Source organism: Methylocystis sp. ATCC 49242, from assembly GCF_000188155.2.
Taxonomy (GTDB): domain Bacteria; phylum Pseudomonadota; class Alphaproteobacteria; order Rhizobiales; family Beijerinckiaceae; genus Methylocystis.
Genome location: NZ_KE124769.1, coordinates 1 through 16,154 on the forward strand (window position 1 = coordinate 1; position 16,154 = coordinate 16,154).

General features: G+C 66.1%; 17 protein-coding genes. 10 read left to right on the forward strand and 7 right to left on the reverse strand.

Going from position 1 to position 16,154, the window contains the following annotated elements; genetic code table 11:
* Positions 1–183: 183 nt before the first annotated feature.
* The gene (gene ftsH / locus MET49242_RS00005; protein WP_051133868.1) at positions 184–2,043 is read left to right on the forward strand and encodes an ATP-dependent zinc metalloprotease FtsH; all 1,860 of its coding nucleotides are present in this window, start codon (positions 184–186) and stop codon (positions 2,041–2,043) included.
* 119 nt (positions 2,044–2,162) lie between these two features.
* Here the strand turns inward: ftsH and MET49242_RS00010 are convergent, their stop codons facing one another.
* Together MET49242_RS00010 and MET49242_RS00015 are read right to left on the reverse strand one after the other, a co-directional pair.
* Entirely contained in the window at positions 2,163–2,633 is a 471-nt protein-coding gene (locus MET49242_RS00010; RefSeq protein WP_051133863.1) for a septal ring lytic transglycosylase RlpA family protein, read from the reverse strand.
* A 357-nt stretch (positions 2,634–2,990) separates the two neighbouring features.
* Positions 2,991–3,272, reverse strand: a complete 282-nt coding sequence (locus MET49242_RS00015; protein WP_051133864.1) for a hypothetical protein — start codon at positions 3,270–3,272, stop codon at positions 2,991–2,993.
* Positions 3,273–3,579: 307 nt separating this feature from the next.
* Between MET49242_RS00015 and MET49242_RS00025 the strand changes: the two genes are divergently transcribed.
* Positions 3,580–4,320 carry a class I SAM-dependent methyltransferase gene (locus MET49242_RS00025; RefSeq protein WP_036279066.1) on the forward strand — a complete coding sequence of 247 codons (741 nt, stop codon included), beginning with the start codon at positions 3,580–3,582 and terminating at the stop codon, positions 4,318–4,320.
* A gap of 50 nt (positions 4,321–4,370) precedes the next feature.
* On the opposite strand, the gene MET49242_RS00030 is transcribed toward MET49242_RS00025, so the two are convergent.
* Positions 4,371–5,228 carry a pirin family protein gene (locus MET49242_RS00030; protein ID WP_036279069.1) on the reverse strand — a complete coding sequence of 286 codons (858 nt, stop codon included), beginning with the start codon at positions 5,226–5,228 and terminating at the stop codon, positions 4,371–4,373.
* A gap of 143 nt (positions 5,229–5,371) precedes the next feature.
* Here MET49242_RS00030 and MET49242_RS00035 point away from each other — a divergent pair, with 143 nt between their 5' ends.
* Complete coding sequence (locus tag MET49242_RS00035) at positions 5,372–6,304, forward strand: LysR substrate-binding domain-containing protein (protein ID WP_036279072.1); 933 nt, start codon at positions 5,372–5,374, stop codon at positions 6,302–6,304.
* Here the strand turns inward: MET49242_RS00035 and MET49242_RS00040 are convergent.
* Entirely contained in the window at positions 6,301–8,664 is a 2,364-nt protein-coding gene (locus MET49242_RS00040; protein WP_051133865.1) for a PAS domain S-box protein, read from the reverse strand. The genes MET49242_RS00035 and MET49242_RS00040 overlap by 4 nt on opposite strands.
* 197 nt (positions 8,665–8,861) lie before the next feature.
* Between MET49242_RS00040 and MET49242_RS00045 the strand changes: the two genes are divergently transcribed.
* From MET49242_RS00045 to MET49242_RS00055, 3 genes are all read left to right on the forward strand, one after another.
* A complete protein-coding gene (locus MET49242_RS00045) occupies positions 8,862–9,083 on the forward strand; it encodes a hypothetical protein (RefSeq protein WP_144062582.1) in 222 nt (73 codons plus the stop codon).
* 321 nt (positions 9,084–9,404) lie between these two features.
* Entirely contained in the window at positions 9,405–9,854 is a 450-nt protein-coding gene (locus tag MET49242_RS00050; RefSeq protein WP_036279079.1) for a (2Fe-2S)-binding protein, read from the forward strand.
* Between the two features lie 11 nt (positions 9,855–9,865).
* Positions 9,866–12,040, forward strand: a complete 2,175-nt coding sequence (locus MET49242_RS00055; protein WP_036279162.1) for a molybdopterin cofactor-binding domain-containing protein — start codon at positions 9,866–9,868, stop codon at positions 12,038–12,040.
* On the opposite strand, the gene MET49242_RS00060 is transcribed toward MET49242_RS00055, so the two are convergent.
* Positions 12,037–12,627 (reverse strand): NTP transferase domain-containing protein, encoded by a 591-nt coding sequence (locus MET49242_RS00060; RefSeq protein WP_036279082.1) that lies wholly within the window; start codon positions 12,625–12,627, stop codon positions 12,037–12,039. The genes MET49242_RS00055 and MET49242_RS00060 overlap by 4 nt on opposite strands.
* A gap of 78 nt (positions 12,628–12,705) precedes the next feature.
* Between MET49242_RS00060 and MET49242_RS00065 the strand changes: the two genes are divergently transcribed.
* The 3 genes from MET49242_RS00065 to MET49242_RS00075 all read left to right on the forward strand — a co-directional run bounded on the left by MET49242_RS00065 (position 12,706) and on the right by MET49242_RS00075 (position 14,507).
* On the forward strand, positions 12,706–13,695 hold the full coding sequence (locus tag MET49242_RS00065; protein ID WP_051133869.1) for an XdhC family protein: 990 nt from the start codon (positions 12,706–12,708) through the stop codon (positions 13,693–13,695).
* Between the two features lie 53 nt (positions 13,696–13,748).
* Positions 13,749–14,075, forward strand: a complete 327-nt coding sequence (gene hdeA / locus MET49242_RS00070) for an acid-activated periplasmic chaperone HdeA (RefSeq protein WP_036279088.1) — start codon at positions 13,749–13,751, stop codon at positions 14,073–14,075.
* Positions 14,076–14,237: 162 nt separating this feature from the next.
* On the forward strand, positions 14,238–14,507 hold the full coding sequence (locus tag MET49242_RS00075) for a hypothetical protein (protein WP_144062583.1): 270 nt from the start codon (positions 14,238–14,240) through the stop codon (positions 14,505–14,507).
* 105 nt (positions 14,508–14,612) lie between these two features.
* Here the strand turns inward: MET49242_RS00075 and MET49242_RS00080 are convergent, their stop codons facing one another.
* The gene (locus MET49242_RS00080) at positions 14,613–15,335 is read right to left on the reverse strand and encodes a sulfotransferase (protein ID WP_036279091.1); all 723 of its coding nucleotides are present in this window, start codon (positions 15,333–15,335) and stop codon (positions 14,613–14,615) included.
* Between the two features lie 210 nt (positions 15,336–15,545).
* Here MET49242_RS00080 and MET49242_RS00085 point away from each other — a divergent pair, with 210 nt between their 5' ends.
* Positions 15,546–15,782, forward strand: coding sequence for a hypothetical protein (locus MET49242_RS00085; protein ID WP_144062584.1), 237 nt, complete (start codon positions 15,546–15,548; stop codon positions 15,780–15,782).
* A gap of 161 nt (positions 15,783–15,943) precedes the next feature.
* Here the strand turns inward: MET49242_RS00085 and MET49242_RS25360 are convergent, their stop codons facing one another.
* Positions 15,944–16,093, reverse strand: coding sequence for a hypothetical protein (locus MET49242_RS25360; RefSeq protein ID WP_158497220.1), 150 nt, complete (start codon positions 16,091–16,093; stop codon positions 15,944–15,946).
* Positions 16,094–16,154 lie beyond the last annotated feature (61 nt).

The following is a 16,154-nucleotide window of genomic DNA, read 5'->3' on the forward strand; positions in this document are numbered from 1 at the left end:
ATCAGAATAATTCGCATTTCTTTCAAACAATCAGAAAAAATCGACCCGGACGAACGCTTCGCCATCGCCGCCCCCGACGCGGCGCCCTCGCCGGACCGGCGCGGCCCATAAATGTAGGCGCCGCGCGCGCAAAACATTATGCTCGCCGCCGGCCGCGACGACGACGCAACGAGACCCGAGCCGATGGAAAAGTCCGACAAGGCGGGAGAATGGGGCTTGGGGGTCGGCTATCTCCTTCTCGCCGTCCTCGCCATTCTCGCCTTCCAGCAGTTCCTGCAGACGCAAAGCCAGACGCAGGTCATCCCCTACAGCGAATTCGTCGACATGCTGCGCGACGACAGGATCGCCGAGGTCAAGGTCGGCGAACGGGTGGTGGAGGCGACGCTCAAAAAGCCCCTGCCGGACGGCCGCAAGCAGGTGCTCGCCGTTCGCGTCGATCCCAGGTTCGCGCAGGAGCTCGACGCCGCGCAGGTGAAATATTCCGGCGCCGTCGAAAACACATGGGGCACGACGCTGCTCTACTGGCTGGCGCCGGCCGTGATCTTCTTTTTCATCTGGAATTTTTTCGCGCGCCGCGTCGGGCAGGGGCTCGGCTCGATCATGTCGGTCGGGCAGAGCAGGGCGAAGATCTTCATGGAGAAGGACGTGAAGGTCGGTTTCGCCGACGTCGCCGGCGTCGACGAGGCCAAGGAGGAATTGCAGGAGATCGTCGCCTTTCTGAGAGACCCGGCGACCTGGGGCCGCCTCGGCGCGCACATACCGAAGGGCATTTTGCTGGTCGGGCCGCCGGGCACGGGAAAGACGCTGCTCGCCCGCGCCGTCGCGGGGGAGGCGGGCGTTCCCTTCCTCTCCATCACCGGTTCGGAATTCGTGGAGATGTTCGTCGGCGTCGGCGCGGCGCGCGTCAGGGATCTCTTCACGCAGGCGCGCTCCATGGCGCCCTGCATCATCTTCATCGACGAGCTGGACGCGCTCGGCCGCGCGCGCGGCATATCCGGGCTGAGCGGCGGGCATGACGAGAAGGAGCAGACGCTCAACCAGCTCCTCGCCGAACTCGACGGCTTTGATCCCACCGTCGGCGTCGTGCTGCTCGCCGCCACCAACCGTCCGGAGGTGCTCGATCCGGCGCTGCTGCGCGCGGGCCGTTTCGACCGCCAGATTTCGGTCGACCGGCCGGACAAGAACGGCCGCGTCTCGATCCTCGGTGTTCACCTCGGCAAGATCAGGCTCGCCGCCGACGTCGATCCCGTCCGGATCGCGGCGCTCACGCCCGGCTTCACGGGCGCCGATCTCGCCAATCTGGTCAATGAGGCGGCGACGCTGGCGACGCGCCGCAAGGCGCAGGCCGTGTCCATCGAGGATTTCACCGCGGCGATCGAGCGCGTGCTGGCGGGGCCGGAGAAACGCAAGCGCCTGCTCAATCCGCGCGAGAGATCCATCGTCGCCCATCACGAGATGGGCCACGCCATCGTGGCCATGGCGCTGCCCGACATCGATGTCGTCAGGAAAGTGTCGATCATTCCGCGTGGGCTCGGCGCGCTCGGCTATACGATGCAGATGCCCGCCGAGGACCGCTATCTGATGACGCGCACCGAACTGCTCGACCGCATGACGGTGCTTCTGGGGGGCAGGGCGGCGGAGATGCTCGTTTTCCAGGAGGCGACGACGGGCGCCGCCGACGACCTGCAGCGAGCGACGGAAATCGCCCGCGCCATGGTCACGCGCTATGGCATGGAGCCCGGACTCGGGCAGGCGGCGCTTGCGACCGAGCGCCCGCGCTACCTCGATCTACAGGGGCTTGGGCCGCTCCCCTCCGAGGTGAGCGACGAAACCGGCGCAAGGATCGACGCCGCCATCCGCGATCTCGTCGAACGCGCCTTCGATCGGGCGACCAAGATATTGCGGCGCTGCGCATCCCTGCATCGGGAGGCCGCGCAACGCCTGCTAGATCAGGAGACCTTCAGCGAAAGCGATCTCCTGCCCCTGCAGGCCGCCGTGAAGGAATGCGTCGAACGCCCGCCCGAAGACGCGGCGCGGGGCTGACGACGATAGACGCGGCGCCAGACGCGGGATCAGGCCCGCAGCGCCGCCGTGGCGCCAGCGCAAAAAACAGGGCCCGCACATCGCGCGGGCCCCGAAAGTTCACGAAGATCGCGGCGCGATCAGCGAATGATCTCCATCTTCACCCGCGTTTCGCCGCCCTGGATCATGCCGAGATCGACCGCCGCCTGACGCGACAGGTCGAGCGCGCGGCCGGTCCACAGCGCCGGCCCGCGATCGTTGATCGTGACGAGCGTCTCGCGGCCATTGACAAGATTGACCACCCGCGCCCGCGTGCCGAGCGGCAGGGTGCGATGCGCCGCCGTGCGCGCAGCCGGGTTGAAGCGCTCGCCGCTCGCCGTATGGGCGTTGAGGCGCTCGCCGCCGCCGTACCAGGAGGCGCGCACCACGCCGGCGCCGGGGTCGGAAGCGCCGCCGCGCCGCCGCGCCTGCGTGACATGCCGGGCGTCATCGGAAGTTTTATCGAACAGGGCGTCGCGGACGGAGTGCCGCGCGAGCGCCAGAGGGGAAGTTGTGACAAGCATGAAAAGCGCGGCGAAAACGACGCCCGCGCGCCAGAACGCATTGTGCATTTACTCTCCGATTGATGGGAATCCATGCGCGCCGGGCCGCGCCGCGGCCGCGCATGATCGAACGGGTTTCGTTCGGACCGAAAGGCGCCGATGCGCCCGCCGTGATCGGGACTCTGCAAGAGCGTGAGTCGCGATCCACCGCCGGATGACCGACCGAACCCAACTCACCGCCGACGGGCGCAGGGACCCGCCTCGGGGCCGCGCGCCATTCTCCGTGTCGGCGGCTCTTTGATTGACGACGAAATGCGGCCCCGCCATGCCTGAATCGGGGCGGGGCGGGGGCGATTCCGGGATTTTTGGCGCCCCCGAGCCGCTCGGATGGGGCGGATCGCCTCCGGGGCGGCGCTCACGCCAAGATCAGCACACCCAGATCCACTGCCAGCCGTTCCAGCGATAGCAGTCTTGTTCGTAGACACGAGGGCGGGGCCCATAGCCATAATGCGGCCGCCCGCCGCCGTGATAGCCGCCGGACCATTGGCCGGGGCCGGCGCCCCAGTCGCCGCCCTGCGCCGGCCAGCCGCCGATTCGCGGGACGGCCTGCTCGCTGCGCCACGGATCTCCGAAACCCCCGGCCAGGGCGGGCGAAGGCCCCGCGAGCGCGGCGGCCAGCGCCGCCGCCGTCAGAATGCGACCGATCATGGCTCTTTTCCTCCTTGGGGCGGAAGCCCGCCCGCGGCGCAGCCGCGCCCGGATCGCGACACGGCTCCGGCGCCGGCATTTACATTCAGCGCGTCCGCCGCGCCGCGGCGCGCGCGAGGGGCCGCACAGGCAGGAGAATAGGGCCGGGACCGCGCAAAACAAAGGTCGCGACGTTCGGCTGCGGGTGAATCCGCATCGGCAGGGAACGCGCCGAAACGGCTTCAATTGACGCTGCGGAAAGAAATAAGCTATGATTTTCAACATGTTAAATGTAAAAGGGCCGCTTCCGGCCCGATGAGGTCAATCAGTGAGCAATGATGTCAAGAGCTTGATGCGCGCAGACGCCAAGAAGCTTCAACCGGGAGACGCTCACTACAGCGCCTATGTCGGCCCGCCGCAGCATTATGACTTCATGGGCGCGAGCCAATTCAGGCTGCTGACCACGCTGGGATTGCGCGACCATCACAGGCTGCTCGATTTCGGATGCGGCTCGCTTCGCGCCGGCCGGCTGTTCATTCCCTATCTGTTGCCGGGCAATTATTACGGGATCGAGCCCAACAAATGGCTCATCGAGGAAGCGATCGAGAAGGAAGTCGGCCGGGACCAGATCCGCATCAAGCAGCCGCATTTCAGCCACAACAGCGACTTCGACTCGCGGGTGTTCGGCGTGAAGTTCAATTTCATCGTCGCCCAGTCCATCTTTTCCCATTGCGGCGCCGATCTGATCGAGGCGGCCCTCGCGGGCTTCAGGGACGTTCTCGAGGACGACGGGCTCGTTCTGGCGACCTTCGTTCATCTCGGCGCAGCCGGGCTCAACGAGGAGTTCACGGACAAGGGCTGGGCCTACCCGCGATGCGTGGCCTACCGTCCCGAGACGATTCTAGGCTTCATCAGAAGCGCCGGCCTCGTCGGCGACTGGATACCGTGGCGGCATTGGCAGGACTGGTACATGATCGGCCGCACGCGCGCCGCGCTTCCGCATAAAAGCAGCTTCGGCCATCTGACGGGCGTCGTCCTGCGTGACCGCGAGCTGAGCGCGGGCCTTTAGGACCCGGAAGGCGCGCGGCGTCATTGGCGCCGCGCGGATGCGCATCGGGCCTATCGGTGATAAGCGCCCGCGCCGAAATCGGCGATCGCCCGCTCAATTTCGTCGGCGGTGTTCATGACGACGGGGCCATGCGCCGCCACCGGCTCGTCGATCGGCGCGCCGGATAGAATCAGTATTTTCGCCTCGCTCAGGGCCTCCAGCGTGATCGCGCCGCCCGTGCGGCTGAGAAGGGCGAAGTCCACGGCCCCCAACTGCCGCTCGCAGTTGATTTCCACGCATCCTGAAAGAACAACGACACAGAGGGTGTGGCCTTCCGGCAAGGTCAGCGCCGTGCGGCGTCCATTCTTCAGGCGAAGGTCCCAGACGTTGACCGGCGTGAAGGTTTCGGCGGCGCCCTTATGGCCATAATGGTCGCCGGCGACGATCCGCACTTCGCCAGCCTCGCCCGGCAGATCGATGACGGGCATGTCCCTGCCGCGAATGGTTTGACGGTCGGGCGCTGACATCTTGTCCCGCGCGGGGAGATTAACCCAGAGTTGCGCCATCTCGAGCGGGCCGCCTCTCGCGGTGAAGTCCTGCGAATGGCGCGCTCCCTGCAATATCCCGGAAGCCGCCGTCATCCATTGAACGTCGCCCGGCGCAAGGAGGGTCGCCTCTCCCGTCGAGTCGCAATATTCGACCTCGCCCTCGAAGACGAGCGTCACAATTTCGAAGCCGCGGCAAGGATGCGGCGCGACGCCGCGAGGTTCGCGCCCGGGAGAGAAGGAAATCGAGCTCGTATATCTTAATAAAAGAAATGGGTCGATATGTTCGTTAAAGGTGTCATGTGAAAATAACATTCGCATTGGAAACCCGTCTCCGATCCATTTAGGTCCAGAAGCAGCAAAAATACCAAGTATTCTTCTCATCTCCCCAGCCTCACCGCATCACAAGCTTGATCGTTGCTATTTTTTGCTTGTCTTCATTCATATCGTTGCTTAAGTTGATGCGGAAGATGATGAATTTTGATCTCTGCGTTCCATTACATGGACGATGACATGGACAATGTGCCGTGCGAGACCTGAACGACCTCTATTTTTTCGTGCGTGTTGTCGACAATGGCGGCTTTGCTCCCGCCGCCCGCGTGCTGGGAGTGCCGAAATCGCGGCTCAGCCGGCGGTTGGTGCTGCTCGAGCAGCGCCTCGGCGTGCGGCTGCTCCAGCGTTCCACGCGAAGCTTCGCCGTCACCGAGATCGGGCGGGAATATTACCGCCACTGCAAGGAGATGCTCGAGGCGGCCGATGCGGCTCAGGAGGCGATCGACCGCTTCCACGCCGAGCCGCAGGGCCGGGTTCGGGTGACCTGTCCGCCCGGCCTCGTCCATTTCCGGATCGGCGATCTCGTCTCGCGTTTCATGGATCGGTATCCGCTCGTTCAGGTCTATCTGAAGAGCACGAGCCGTCCGATCGATGTCATCACCGACAGTATCGACGTATCGATTCGCGTGTCCACTCCACCGCTCGAGGAGGGCGATCTCGTCAGACGCATTCTGGCGCAAAGCCCCCAGCGGATCGTAGCCAGTCCGGCCTTCCTCTCCAGATTCGCCCCGCCGCAGACGCCGGCTGAACTTTCAGCGCTGCCGACCATCGACATCGGGCCGCCGAGGAGCCTCTATCAATGGCGTCTTGAAGGGCCGGACGAGGAAACGCTGCTCGTCTCCCATCAGCCGCGCCTCGTCACCGACGATTTCGTGCAGATGCGGCTCGCGGCGCTGCACGGGATCGGGGCGGCTCATCTGCCGGCCTTCGCGGTGGACGACGATCTGGCGACCGGCGCGCTCGTGGAGATCATGCCGCAATGGCGGCCGCGAACGGGAATCGTCTACGTCGTATTCCCCTCGCGGCGCGGCGTGCAGCCGGCCGTTCGCGGCATGATCGACTTTCTCGCTGCGGAATTCGCCAGATTTCACGACGCCGCCAATGGCGTCGCCAGGAACTCCGGCTAAACCCCCTCGACCGCGCCCGACGTTCTGGCTCCGGCGAAAAGCAGTTTTTCCAGCTCCGCGTCCGGCGCGGGCTTGGTGAGGTGGAAATCGAAGCCGGCGGCGCGGACCTGTTCGGAAATCTGCTTCTCGCCCCAGCCGGTCAGCGCGACGAGCGTCGCTTTTTCGCCGCCGGGCCGCGCGCGCAGGCGGCGGGCGGTTTCGTAGCCGTCCATGCGTGGCATGCCGATGTCGAGAAAGACGAGGTCGGGCCTGAAGGCGTCGAAGGCGGCGACGCCCGCCGCGCCGCTGTTTTCCGTGCGAACCACGGCGCCATAGGTTTCGAGCAATATCGCAAAGCTGCGGGCGACGTCGACGTCGTCGTCGACGACGAGGATGCGGCGCGAGCAGCGCGCGGCGCCCGAGTTCTCCGGCGGCTGCGCCTCCTGCGTCCCGGCCGTCGCGGCGAGAGGCAGGCGGATGGTGAAGGTCGTGCCGCGCCCGAGGCCCGCGCTCTCGGCCTCCACCGAGCCGCCCTGCAGCTTCAGAAGGCTGCGCACCAGCGCAAGTCCGATGCCGAGCCCGCCCTGCGCGCGCCCCAGCGTGCGGTCCACCTGGGTGAAGAGATCGAAGACGCGCGGCAGCATCTCCGGCGGAATGCCGAGGCCGCTGTCGGTCACCGTGATGACCGCCTCGCGCCCGCGCCGATCGGCCCGCACCACGATCTCGCCGCCGGGCTCCGTATATTTCGCCGCGTTGTTGAGCAGATTGGTGAAGACCTGCGTCATGCGCACGGGATCGGCGTCGAGGGGCAGGGGCGCGTCGGGCAATTCGACGCGCAGCGCATGGCCGCCGCGGTCGATGACCGGCCGGCTCGTCTCCACGGCCTGACGAATCACGGCCGCGAGGTCGATCCTTTCGATCATCAGCTCGATCTTGCCGCGCGTGATGCGCGAGACTTCCAGCAATTCGTCCACGAGGCGGATGAGATGGCCGACCTGCCGATCGATGATCTCGACGAGCGCGCGGCTGTTTTCCCCATCCGGCCCGGTCAGCGACATGCGGCGCAGGACATGCGCGGCGTCGTGGATCGGCGCGAGCGGATTGCGCAGCTCATGAGCGAGCGTCGCCAGAAACTCGTCCTTGCGCCGGTCGGCGGCGATCAGCGCCTGTTCGGTCTTCTTGCGCTCCGTCACGTCGCGCAGCACGCCGAGCACCGCCGGCCGGCCGCGATATTGTATCCGGCGCGCGCGCAGCTCCATGTCGATCGGCGGGCCGCCCGACTTCGGCACGGCGCGCGCCTCGTAATTGCCGGGCGGCTCGGGTCCGTCGCCGATCCGCTGCGCGAAACGCTCGTTCCACAGCGGCAGGCATTCGGGCGCGATGACCTTGTCGAAGGGCATGTCCCAGAATTCCGCCGGCGTGTAGCCGAGCATCGCCGGCAGCGCGGCGTTGGCGAAGACGAAACGATAATCCTGCGCGACGAAGACGCCGTCGCCCAGCGCCTCGATCAGCGTGCGGTGACGCTCCTCGCTCTCGCGCAGAGCCTCTTCGGCGCGCTTGAGCGAGGTGATGTCGAGAAACGCGCCAACGGCGCCGTTGGTCTCGCCGTTTTCGTAATGGAGCGGCGCGGCCTTGGCGTAGACAGTGACCGTCCGGCCGTCGGGCCTCACGATCTCCAATATGTCGCTGACGAGTTCGCCGGCGAGCGCGCGCTGCAGCGGCAGCTCGTCGACGGAGAGTTTGCGCCCCTGCCGGAACACGCGGAGGGCGGGCGCGTCCGGCGCGGTCATGGAGAGTTCGGCGCCCGGCGTGGTCCCGAGCAACTCCTCGCAGGCCCTGTTGCCTCTCATGTGATCGCCGCGCGGATCGAGGGCGATGGAGACGCCGATCGGCACCGTGTCGAGGATCGCTTCCAGTTCGGCGGCGTGGCGGCGCTCGCGCCGTTCGCTCTCGCGCAGCGCCTCCTCGGCGTTTTTCCGGGTCGTGACGTCGGCGTGGCTGACGACGAATTTGCTCACGCCGAAAGCGGCGCGGCTCGCATGCATCTCGAACCACAATTCGCGTTCGGGCGTGGCGCAGGGATATTCGAAGGTGAAAGCGTCGCAGGCCCCGGAAAAGAGCTTCGTGAGCCCCGCGAGCGCCTCGCGCGCCGTCGCGTCGCCCGTTTCGGCGGCGGCCCGGCAGGCGGCGAGATAATTGGCGCCCTCCAGCACGGCTTCCGGCCTCGCGCCGCCCTGCCGTGCGAAACGCCGCCAGGGCTCGTTGACCGCGAGGATGACCCCGTCGCGGTCGAGCAGAGCGATATGTTGCGGCAGCGAGTCGAGAATGCCGCGCACCAGCTCTTCCGCGGTCCTTTCGGCGCCGGCGACAGGCGTGCTCATCGAAGCGGTCCAATCACATATGCGCCGGCGACCGGCGCCGGTCGCCGAGGAAGCTAGGCGTCAGCGGCGCCCTATACAAGCTGTGCAATATCAAGGCGGCGGCGAGGTCGCGCGCGGCCCTGTGCGCGCCCGCACATCGCTTCGCCCGCGCGCCCTCTATCGTCTCCAGCATGGAACGAAACGAACGGGAGCCGACGATGCGCAAGACCATGATCACCTTCATCGCCACGCTGAGCGCCCTGTGCGCGCTGGCCGCTTTCGGCGGCGTGGTGAACACGGCGGCCGCGCAGGAGTACGGCCTCGATGACCGCAGCGAGATCGGCGGCATGGAGTGCAGCCACGGCGGCCGCAACGCCGATCGCTGCGGCGGCTGGGCCGGCGAGGAGGACGCCGCCGCCCGCGGAATGGCGAGGCGCTGACGCCGCGCGGACAGAATGCGGGCGGGTGAGGGGCCGGCCGATCGCCGCCGCCCGCGTCTGGGGGCCGCCGCTTCTCGCGAAGCCGGCGGCCCTTTTGACATGAATCATCGCCCGCCACGCTTGCGCGTGTTTACATTTTTAGTGTATTGAGCGGCATCTTCCGGGGGAGCTGCAGACTTCCGAGGATTTCGAGCCTCCGGCCTCATCAGGCCGGGGGCTCTTTTTCTTTCTTTCGCCCCCATCTGTCACGTCGCAGGCGACAGGCCGGTTTCCGGCCCTATAATCCCAGCCGGGATTCGCGAAAGACGGAAAGACGGCGGCATGGTGAGCCTTGTTGTGAACGGAAAGACGGTCGAGGCCGAGGCCGAGCCCGACACGCCCTTGCTCTGGGTGCTGCGCGAAACGCTCGGCCTCACCGGCGCGAAATATGGATGCGGCGTCGGCCAGTGCGGCGCCTGCACCGTTCATGTCGACGGCGTCGCAACGCGCGCCTGCTCCGTCCAGCTCGGCGACGTCGCGGGCAAAAATATCGTCACCATAGAGGGCCTTGCGGAAAACGGCGCGCTGCATCGCGTGCAGCAGGCGTGGATCGACCACGACGTTCCGCAATGCGGCTATTGCCAGAGCGGCATGATCATGGCCGTCGCGGCGCTGCTCGCGCAAAACCCCCAACCGAGCGACGCCGACATAGACGCCGCCATAACCAACATCTGCCGCTGCGGCAGTTTCCAGCAGGCGCGTGAAGCCATTCACGCCGCCGCGAAGGCGTGAGGCGCATCGGCATGACCAAGATCGCCGCAATCGACCGCAGACGCTTCCTCCTCGGCGCCTCGGCGCTGGGCGGTCTCGCCATTGGGCTCGACCTCTCGCCTCAGGCGCAGGCCGCGCCGGAAATCAGCGCCAACGAGGTCAACGCCTGGGTGGTCGTCAATCCCGACGACAGCGTTATCGTCAGGGTGGTGCGCTCGGACATGGGGCAGGGGTCGCTGACCGGCCTCGCCCAGCTCGTCGCCGAGGAGCTCGACTGCGACTGGTCGAAGGTCTCGGTCGAGCAGCCCTCGCCCGGCGAGAGCGCGGCGCGGGGCCGCGTCTGGGGCGACTTCCTCGCCGGCGGCAGCCTCAGCATTCGCGCGTCGCAGGACTATGTTCGCAAGGGCGGCGCCATGGCGCGACACATGCTCATCGCCGCCGCCGCCGAGCGCTGGGGCGTGCCGGCGGCCGAATGCAGCGCGGCGAAAGGCGTCATCCTGCATCGCAATTCCGGGCGCTCCGCGAGCTACGGCAAATTCGCCGCAGCGGCCACGAAACTGCCGCCGCCGAAGGAAGTCGCGCTGAAAGACCCCAAAGACTGGACCATCGCCGGAAAGCCGCTGAAACGGCTCGACACCGCCGACAAGGTCACGGGCAAGGCGGTCTATGGCGTGGACGTGAAACTTCCCTTCATGCTCAACGCCGCGATCCGGCATTGCCCCGTCTTCGGCGGCCGCGTGAAAAGCTATGACGAAAGCGCGATCGCCGGCATGCCCGGCGTCATGCGCATATTGCGCGTGGGCGACAACGCCGTGGCCGTCGTCGCCAACACATGGTGGCGCGCGAAATCCGCGCTCGACAAATTGCCGATCGAATGGGACGCGGGCGAGAATGCGGCGGCCTCCAGCGAAACGGTCGCCGCCGATCTCGCCAAGGGGCTCGCAGACGACGCGCCCGCGGGCGTCGGCAACAGCCATGGCGACGCGAAGGCCGCCATCGCGGCCGCATCGAAGACGCTCGAAGCGGTCTACGCCTATCCCTACCAGTGCCAGGCGACGATGGAGCCGATGAACGCCACAGCGCTTTATACGGCCGATCGATGCGAGGTCTGGGCCGGCGTGCAGGACGGCGAGGCGGCGCTGAAAGCGGTCATCGAGGCCTCGGGCCTCGCGCCGGAAAAATGCGACGTGCACAAGATGTCGATCGGCGGCGGCTTCGGGCGTCGCACGATCTTCATGGATTACATTACGGAGGCGGTGCTCATCGCGAAAGAAATGCCGGGCACGCCGGTGAAGCTTCTGTGGTCGCGCGAGGAGGACATGACGCACGGCCATTATCATCCCGTCACGCAATGCAAGCTTTCCGCCGCGCTCGACGCCGCGGGCAAGCTCTCGGCGCTTCACATCCGCCTTTCCGCGCCCTCGATCCTCGCCGAAGTCGCGCCCGCATGGATGAAGAACGGGATCGACCAGATCGCTTTTCAGGGATTCGACGCGGAGGGCGAGGCGGCGCTCGGCTATGACGTCGCAAATCTTCTCGTCGAACATGCGATGCGAAAGACGCCCGCGCCAATGGGTTTCTGGCGCGGCGTGAACATCAATCAGAACGCCATTTTTCTCGAATGTTTCATGGATGAAATCGCCCATGCGACGGGAGAGGACCCGCTCGCGCTGCGCCGCCGCCTGCTGGCGAGAGCGCCGAAACAGCGCGCCGTGCTCGACGCGGTGGCGCAGCGCGCGCAATGGGAGAAGCCGGCGCCGGCCGGGCTTCATCGCGGGCTCGCGACTTTCATGGCCAATGGATCCTATGTGGCGGCCGTGGCGGAGATCGCCGTCGAAAACGAAAACAAGGTCAAATTGCATCGCATGATCATCGCGACCGATCCGGGACACGCGGTCAATCCGGCGCAGATCGAGCGGCAGATCGCGGGCAATGTCGTCTTCGGCCTGTCGGCGCTGTTCCATGGCGAGATCACGTTGAAAGACGGCCGCGTCGAGCAGGACAATTTCGACAGCTATGAGTCGATGCGTATGAAGGACATGCCGAAGGTGGAGGCGATCGTCATGCCGAGCGGCGGCTTCTGGGGCGGCGTGGGCGAACCCGCGATCGCCGTCGCCGCGCCCGCCGTGCTCAACGCCTATTTCGCCGCGACGGGAAAGCGCATCCGCGAGGCGCCGCTGAAAAGAGCGGGCGTGCAACTCGCCTAATCGCCGTGAAGATCGCCGATCATGTCCACGTCGAAAACGACGCCCGCGTCGTCGGTGACGAGCGACAGCGTCGTCTCGTCGCGCAGGAGCCGCCGCGCGCCTTGGTCGCCGGCGAGCGTCGCGATTTCACCGAAAAGCGCGCGGGAGAGCAGCACGGGATTGCCTCGGCGGCCTTCATACGCTGGCGCGATGGCGGTCATGTTCTCAGGCGCGTGCGAGAAGGCGTCGATGAGACGGTCTATCGTCGCGCTTTTCACGAGCGGCATGTCCGCAAGACAGATCACGGCGCCTTCGATGTCCGCAGGCAGAGCGGCGACGCCGGCGATGAGCGAGGACGCCATTCCTTCCGCAAATCGCGGATTGCGAATGAAACGCGCGCCGCTCCCGATTATGCAGCGTTCGACGTCATCCGCGCGATGACCGGTGACGACGATCACCGGTTTCGCGCGCGAGCGCGTCGCGGCCTCGACGGCGTGACGAACGAGCGGCCGGCCGCGAAAATCCGCAAGCAATTTCATGCCCGACGCGAAACGCCGCGACGATCCGGCGGCGAGCACGATTGCGGCGACGTGTTTTGTCTGAGGCATGAAATCGCGCGCCTCGCAGCCGGTTGTTGAAATTACACTAACCCAATGACGCGCGCCGCGCCAGAAACGGGAAGATTGATGCTCAGCGACGCGGAGATATTGCAGCAGGCGGCGGCGTGGTTTCGCGAGGGGCGCGGCGTGGCGCTCGCGACCGTCATCGAGACATGGGGCTCCGCGCCGCGCGCCGTCGGCGCGCATCTCGTCGTCGACGTGCAAGGCGCCTTTCTCGGCTCGGTGTCGGGCGGCTGCGTCGAGGGCGAAGTCATCACTGCGGCGATCGATGCAATCGAAAGCGGCGCGCCGCGCGTGCTCGAATTCGGCGTCGCGGACGAAACCGCCTGGCGCGCGGGACTCACCTGCGGTGGGCGGGTCTCCATTCATGTCGAAAGGATCGACGCGGCGCTCGCCGCATTGATCGAAAGCGTCGGCGAAGAACGCGCCGCGCGGCGCGGCTGCGCGCTGGTCACGCCGCTCGCAGGCGGCGCACATCGCCTTTTGCGCGCGGAGGAGGATGACGCCTCGCGCGCAAGCGCGACAGAAATACGCGACGGCGCGCGCGTATTCGTCAATCGCTACGCGCCCGGCTACCGTTTCGTGATCGTCGGCGCCGTGCATGTGGCGCAGGCGCTCGCGCCCATGGCGTCGCTTGCGGGTTTTGATGTGATCGTCGTCGATCCGCGCGCGGCCTTCGCGACCGCCGAACGCCTTCCCGCGACGCGCTTCCTGCGACAATGGCCCGACGCGGCTTTCGCGACGCTCGGCCTCGACGCCTTCACCGCCGTCGCCGTTCTCACTCATGATCCCAAGATCGACGATCTCGCGCTCACCCTCGCGCTGCCGTCGCGCTGTTTCTATGTCGGCGCGCTGGGCTCCAGAAAATCCCATGCGCGCCGCGTGGAGCGGCTCGTCGCGCAGGGCGTCGCGGCAAAGGATCTCGAGCGTCTTCACGCCCCCATCGGCCTCGACATCGGCGCGGCGACGCCCGCCGAAATCGCTGTCGCCATTCTCGGCGAAGCAATCGCATGTATGCGGAAAGCGGCGCTGGCGCCAGTTGTAATCCGGCAATAAAGTCCCCGGCGGCGCTCGTCCTCAGCGCTGCCAATATAAACAAGGGGGAAAACATGAAGACGCTTTATCTCGCCGCGGCCGTCGCGGCTGTTTTCGCAACCACCGCGCAGGCCGATACGAAAAAGCCGGTCTCCAAATGGACCTGCGAGGAGTTTCTCGCCGTCGAGGACCAGTTCCAGCCGAAAGTGATCTACTGGTCCTCAGCGCAGGGCAAGGGCGGCAAGCCTACGGGTTTCGTCGACATAGAGGGCGCCGAGAAAGTCGTGCCCATGGTCATCGACGACTGCAAGAAGGCGCCGCAGGAATCCTACTGGAGCAAGCTCAAGGCCGCCTGGAAGAAGGTGGAGGCCGACGCCAAGGCGCTCGAAAAGAAGATGTGAAGGCCACCACGGGCGGCGCAGACGCGCCGCCTGTTTTACAATAGCAATCCGGCGAGGGGCCAAGATCACCGCAAAATCGCTTCGTGTGCGCCTCCGCACATTTTCCCGGCTGCGCCGCCGCTAGTCTCCATGCATCGAACAAATTGGTTCCGGGAGACGGCAATGACAAATCTTCGCAACATTTTCACCGCCAGCGCCGCCGCCGTTCTTCTCGCGGGCGGCGTGGCGGCCGCGACTCCGGCTTCGGCCTCGGACGCCGGCGCCATTGCGGGCGCGGCGGCGGCGGACGTTGTGGCCGGCGCGATCATCGGCGGCATGGCGAGCCAGCCCCATTACGACGATTACGGATATGGTCAGCCTCACTACGGCCAGCCCTATTACGCTCCTCGCCGCCGCGCGCCGGCCTATGAATATTACGACGACGGCTATTGAGCCGCTTGCTCGTAGAAGGAACGGCCGCGCCGACCGTTGAGACCCCACATCGGCGCAGGCGAAGGCCGTCGGCGAAAGCTGGCGGCTTTCGTGCTTTTCATGCTGTCAGGGAAGGTCGCCGTCCAGATCCCGCGCGCGCGTATGCGCGACGTTGCTGCGTTTGTTGCCCCAGCTGTATTCCTCGCCCATCGCATGCTCGATCCGCGCTTCGTCATAGGGCGCGCCGAGCGTCGCGAAAAGATTGCGGAACGTCGCGTCCCGCGCGACGATGTTGCGGTAATCGAGCCAACAGACATTATCGCGGCCCGACGACCAGCGGCGCGCCGCGTCGAGAAATCCGCTCAGCTCCCTGATCACATCCTCGCGCGGAAATGTCTTCCACCATTGACTGTCGGCGATCTCGTCCATGTCTCTCGTGAGAAAGACGAAGAGGGGCTTTTCAAACAGCGCGTCGAGAAAATCGAGATAAGGCGCGAGCGCATATTGTCCCGAATGCGCGAGCTCCCGCGGCGTATAACGAATTTCCTTGAAGCCCCAGCATTGCGCCGCGTCACCCGCGAGGATCTGCCGTCGCACGAGCGCGCGCGCGTCATTCATGAAAGCTTCCGGGTCGAGATGCTTCGCGCCGTAGAAGGGCGTCAAGGGTCCCCAGGCGCGCCTCGGCACTTCCTTCACGAGACCAAGCGCGCGATGGGCGAGATGGAGGCCGAAGCAGAAATTGTGATTTTCGCCCCTTATCAAAACGCCGGGCAGGCTGTTCAGAACGCCCATCAGCAGCGTCGAGCCCGTGCGCCCCGTCGTGACGATGAGCAGATTGCGATAATTCATTGGCCCCTTTCCGCCGGGTGAGGATCGAAAGCCGCGGCGACAAGGGCGTATCGGGGACTTCCCCCTTTCTCCAAGGCTTTGGCGAACGATGCCCCAATCGGCGGCGTGCGGCAAGAAGGCCGTTGCGGCGCGTGCGCCCGCGCACAGAGGCGCGGGGCTTGCGGCGCTAATTTCCTTCCCATGAACCAGGCGATGGAAGGAAACGACGCCATGAACAAATTAACCACCACTTTGATCGGCGCCACGATCGGCTCGGCCATCTTCGCCATTGTGGGCGTCGGCCTCGCTCATGCGGAGACGGCGAAGCGCGGCGCGCTAATCGAGCCGACCTCATGGGCGATGCATGTGAAGGAGATCGGCCCGGCGCCGATGATCGCCGACGCCGCCCGCACGCAACCCGCCGCCGGCAGGACGCGGCTCGCCAATATCTGCTACGATTGTTTCTGATCGCGGGCGAGGAAAAAGGGGCGCGACGCATGACCCGTCTTACAGCCATTCACATCGCGATTTCCGCCGCGCTCGCGGGCGTCGCCTGCATCACCGCCGCCTATGCCGACGGCGTCGGGCTATGCTGCTGAGGAGGTGGACGGCCTGAGGGCCGTGCGCTTTTACTTTTCGGCCGCGAATTTCGCGATGGCGTCGACGAGCGTCGAGGGAAAGTTGACGACTCCGCGAACGACGGCGACGGGAACGCCGACGACGACCCCGACGATTGCAACGCCCTTGCGGAGGCTCGCGGAAGAGATTGCGTATTTCATTTCATGCACCGAATTTGAAGCGGGGAGGAGCTTGCCGATCCCGGTCGCGCCGATTGATCGG